4 protein-coding genes are annotated in these 4,364 nt (G+C 72.1%); 1 reads left to right on the top strand and 3 read right to left on the bottom strand.

Annotation, left to right across the window (positions count from 1 at the left end; translation table 11 throughout):
• Positions 1-30: 30 nt before the first annotated feature.
• Positions 31-705, bottom strand: a complete 675-nt coding sequence (locus AC08OP_RS21420) for an LON peptidase substrate-binding domain-containing protein (protein WP_476615822.1) — start codon at positions 703-705, stop codon at positions 31-33.
• 294 nt (positions 706-999) lie between these two features.
• Here AC08OP_RS21420 and AC08OP_RS21415 point away from each other — a divergent pair, with 294 nt between their 5' ends.
• A complete protein-coding gene (locus AC08OP_RS21415; protein WP_476615821.1) occupies positions 1,000-1,380 on the top strand; it encodes a hypothetical protein in 381 nt (126 codons plus the stop codon).
• Between the two features lie 14 nt (positions 1,381-1,394).
• On the opposite strand, the gene AC08OP_RS21410 is transcribed toward AC08OP_RS21415, so the two are convergent.
• Together AC08OP_RS21410 and AC08OP_RS21405 are read right to left on the bottom strand one after the other, a co-directional pair.
• Positions 1,395-3,635 (bottom strand): DUF8189 domain-containing protein, encoded by a 2,241-nt coding sequence (locus AC08OP_RS21410; RefSeq protein WP_476615820.1) that lies wholly within the window; start codon positions 3,633-3,635, stop codon positions 1,395-1,397.
• A gap of 294 nt (positions 3,636-3,929) precedes the next feature.
• Complete coding sequence (locus AC08OP_RS21405) at positions 3,930-4,133, bottom strand: hypothetical protein (RefSeq protein WP_462187649.1); 204 nt, start codon at positions 4,131-4,133, stop codon at positions 3,930-3,932.
• Positions 4,134-4,364: the final 231 nt, after the last annotated feature.

The raw sequence follows: 4,364 nt of genomic DNA, 5'->3' as shown, positions 1-4,364 counted from the left end.
GGTTCGGCCTGGGGCCAGTTCGGGTAACGGTCAGTTCGGGCTGGGATCGACTCGGCGCAACTCGCTCGATCCGATGGTGGTGATCTTTTCCAGGAGGCCGATCTCCCGGCGGAGCAGCGCCCGTTCGGCCCGCAGTCGGCTGGCCGCGTCCGGCGCGGCGAGCAGCCCCTGACGTTCGGTGACGTCGGTGACGGCGGCGGCGGCGATCACGTACGAAAGGGCGATCGGGTCGTCGGGGAGGTCCGGCAGCGAGATCTGCACGGTGCCGGTGGCGGCGAGCCGGTCGGCGTAGGTTCGGAGCAGACGCTGGAGCGCCGGAACGGTGCCGCCGGTGTCGTCGGTGTCGCCGACGTCCTCCGGCAGGTAATCGACGTCCCCGACGAGGTAGGGCTCGCTGTGCCGGTCCACCGTGCGGATCCGGAACCGGTCACCGCCCACCGTGATGAGCGAGAACCGCCCGTCGGAGTGCTCCTGGACGCGCCGTAGCACGGCGGTGCAGCCCACGTCGTGGATCGCCGGCAGGGCCGGACCCACCTCCCGGCCTCGCCGGATGGCGATCACTCCGAACCGTCGGACCTGGTCAGCGGGCTGCTCGAGCAGTTCCCGCACCAATATCCGGTACCGTTCCTCGAAGATCTCCAGGGGTAGGACCAGCCCGGGGAGCAGGACCGTCCCGAGCGGGAACAGAGGAAGCCGCTCGCTCAACTGCGGTGCCTTCTTCCTGCCCTGCCCTCTCCGGCCCCGGACGGGACCGGAAGCGGCCGGTGGCGGTCGGGCGAGGACCGCCCGGGGCGGGTCCACGACCAGGAGTCGGACGTTTGTCCCAACCCTGTCCCCCGGTAGCCACGGTGTCCATCCGGGAAGGACTGTGATTCTCACCGGGCGCGGGTTCGGGCGCGGGTTCGGGCGCGGGTTCGGGCGGTGGGCCGGGAGCCCGGACGGTGGGCCGCCGGTGCCTGGGGGCCTTCCATCCGGGTTCGTTCGCGGAAGAATGGCCCGGTGTGGGAAACCGAGCCGGAGCTGCTGGTCGTCTTCCACCAGCCGGACCGGGGCTTCTCGACCGGCACGGGTACCGATCCACTGGCCGAACTGGCCGTCCTCGGCACCGTGACCTCGGCCCTGCGCCCCCGGCTGGCTCTCGTGGCGCTGCCCCCCTCGCGGGCGCCGGAGGTGGCTGCCCTGCCCGGGGTGTGCGGGGTCTTCGTCGATCAGGTTCCCCCGGCGCTGCGGGCGTCCCTCACCGCCGCCGAGAGCCTGTTCGTCGACGGCTGGCTGGCGCGGAGGGGTGCCAAGCACCGCGATCCCGCGGGTGGTGAGCCCTGGGACACGCCGGGGCACCTCCCGCCCGACCGGCCACCCGGGGCGCCGCCGGCCGGATGACCCCGCGCGGCGGCTCAGAACACGCGCCGGGGGACCGACCATCTCGCACCGGGGCCCGACGAACGCCAGACCATGTGGAGCCGGTCGCCGACGCGGGCGAGCACCTCCAGATGCCCGTCGAAGTTGCTCTGGATCATCGAGACGGCATCCACCCGGCCCAGCTCCGGCGCGAACGGCCGCGGTCCGCTCCAGACCGGGGATGGCGCGCCGTTGTTCCGGTAGAAGTGGATGAGTCCGCGGCCCGCGGCGGGGACGACCACCTCGAAGTTGCGGGAGCCGTCGGGGAAGGCGCTCTGGATGAGCACCGGATTGCCCGTCACGCCCTCGGCGAAGACGGGGCCGGTGCGCCAGACCGCCCTGTTGTCGCGGGTGAGGTGCACGAGCCGGTTGCCGACCCGGGCGACCGCTTCCAACATCCCGTTGCCGCCGCCCAGCGTGCCGTGGATGAGGCTGACGGCGTCGACGCGCCCGAGGTTCGCGCCGAACAGCTTCGGAGTGCTCCACGGAAATCCGTGGATGTCATGGTTGCGCCACAGGTGCAGGATGCCGACGTCCGCGGCGGGCACGAGTAGTTCGAAGTTGCCCTTGGTGCCCAGCCGGCTCTGCACCAGCGACGGAACGCCCCCCACGCCCTGGGCGAGGCGGGTCGGCGGGTGCCAGGCGAAGGCACCGGTGGAGTCCCGCCACAGGAAGTACAGCGCCGAGCCGGCCCGGACGGCGACCTCGAGGGGTCCCGGCCTGGCCAGGGTGCTCTGGATCATGGTGACGGCATCGATCCGGCCGAGCTCCTGGGCCGTCTGCCACGGGGCCATCCAGGGGAAGCCGGCCGCGTCGTTGTCCCGCCAGACGTGGGTCAGCCCGGCGAAGGCCGAGGGGACGACGGCGTCGAAGTTGCCGATCCGGCCGAGCCCCCTGCTCTGGACGAGCGCCGGGTTGCCGCTCACTCCGTGGCCCCAGCCGAGGTGGCTGGGGGTGTAGCGGCACAGCGCGAAACTGTTCGAGCGCATCAGGCAGTCGACGGGCGCGGGCGCGCAGGCGTCGCAGTTGCCGTTTGGGGCGTGGAACGCCCCCCACCGACCGCCGCAGTCGCACTGGGCGCCCGCGTACTCGTCCGGAGCGCCGAAGATGTGGCCGGTCTCGTGGGTGAAGACCCGGTCGATATTGTCCGGTCCCCAGCCGTCGTTGTCGCAGGACATCACGAGCCGGGGACCACCCACCGAGGAGTACGCGAAGTATCCCAGCGGATACTTGGTGAAGAACGCGCAGTAGGCGGACCGGGTGCCGAGCCGGGCCCGGAGCGCGTCGACGTAGTCGTAGACGCCGTCGAAGCTGGCCGGGTGGCCGAGCCGGCTCATGGTGGGGTCACGCCACAGCGCCTCGAGATCGGGCGCGTTCGGGTCCGGTGGGACGGGCAGCCGCACGATCTGGATGTCGTAGTGGAAGGTCAGGTCGGCCGCCGGGTTCGTGGTCGCGTACCAGGACAACCCGTTCTGCACCTCGGCCACGATCTTGGTGCGTTCCGCGGCGGTCAGTTGCAGTGCGGTGGTCGGCCCTTCCACGAGGATCAGCCCGACGGCCACCGATCCCTCCAGCGCCGCGCTGGTGGGGGAGGGCGCCTGGGTGGTCTGCGCGGCGGTCCGGGTGTCCGCGGGCGCGGCGGTCGGGCTCTGGGCCTCGGCCCGCCCGTTCGCCTGGGCATCCCGCCCGTTCGCCTGGGCATGCGGTGTCGTCTGGGCATGCGGTGCCGGCCGGTCCGGATCAGGCGAGCTGCCCCGGGGCGGCGGGATGTCGGTGCAGGGCCGGTCCATGTCCCACGGCCGGCCGTCACGGGGACGTTCCTGCTTGAGATGCCGGTAGGCGGCGCTGGCCCGCAGACGGAAGGCGTCCAGCCCGAGCGTCTCGGCGCGGCTCAGCCCGGGCGACACCCCGGTGGTCGACACGACGCTGCCGTCCGCGGGGGGGAGGACCGCCGCTGCCAGCCGGGCGGCGGCGCGTTCCGCCGTCGCCGTCGCCGTGGAGATGTCCCGAGGCTGGCCCAGCACGTGGACCCTGCCGTAGCGGTGCAGCGGCTGTCGTTCGTTGGCCAGGGTGGGATCGGTTGGCGAGCCGTCGCTCTCGGCGGTCTGGTCGACCCCGTCATCCGAGGATGCGCCGGTGGCTGCGATCGCCGCGAACGCCGCACGGAGTGCTCGGCCCGTCTCCCCTCCGGCCGAGATGATGAGCGCGTGTTCGTCGGCCGGTACGTCCCCCGCCATACTTGATCATTTTCCTTTCGGTGGGGAGGGCTGTGCGGAGTTGTATCGTGCTGCGGCTTTGCTGCGCCGGCTTTTGCGAAAACAAGCGCGCAGAGTGCCGATCTGGTACCTTCGCCTGCTTTGTCCGAAGGGATTGCGCCAACATAGCCGGCGGCGGGCGTCCATCGGCCGGACAGTGGCGTCACGGATCCACCGACTGGGCGGCGCCCAGGCGGATATCGGCTCCGGCCGCTGCCCGTCACCGGCGGCCGCCGGAGCCGGGCGACCGCCCACGTGGCTCGGTGGCTCAGCGGCTCAGCGCCGGTCCGGAGCGAACGGTGCCTGCGCCGATGGCACGTCGGGCCACATGGCCCCGACGGCGGGCCGTTCCGGCACGCCCATGGCCTCGGCCACCTTGCGCATGATGGCTTCCACCAGCCGGACAGCCTGCGGGGTCGCGAGGTTCAGCACGATCTCGGCATCCCCCGCCACCTGGAATCGCACTGAAACGTCCGCCATGACGACTGCCCTTTCCTCGCGGCTCGCCAGCACATTGCGGGCGTGTTGCCACCGGTGACGTTACGGGGCTGGGGCGACCGCCCGCGCGGCGCCCGGGCGCGGCACCGGGCAGTGTGACCGGCTGGCAGGTTGCTGCGACGAAGCGGGTAGGGTCACGGTGGTGACCTTTCCGTCGGCGACAGTGCGTGACTGTGTGGCCGTGCTTGAGCGTTTCTTCCCCCCGTCCTGGGC

This window comes from Frankia sp. CeRuru1 (genome assembly GCF_977966315.1).
The sequence above is the reverse complement of the archived record's forward strand: the minus strand, read 5'-3'. Positions and strand labels throughout refer to the sequence as shown.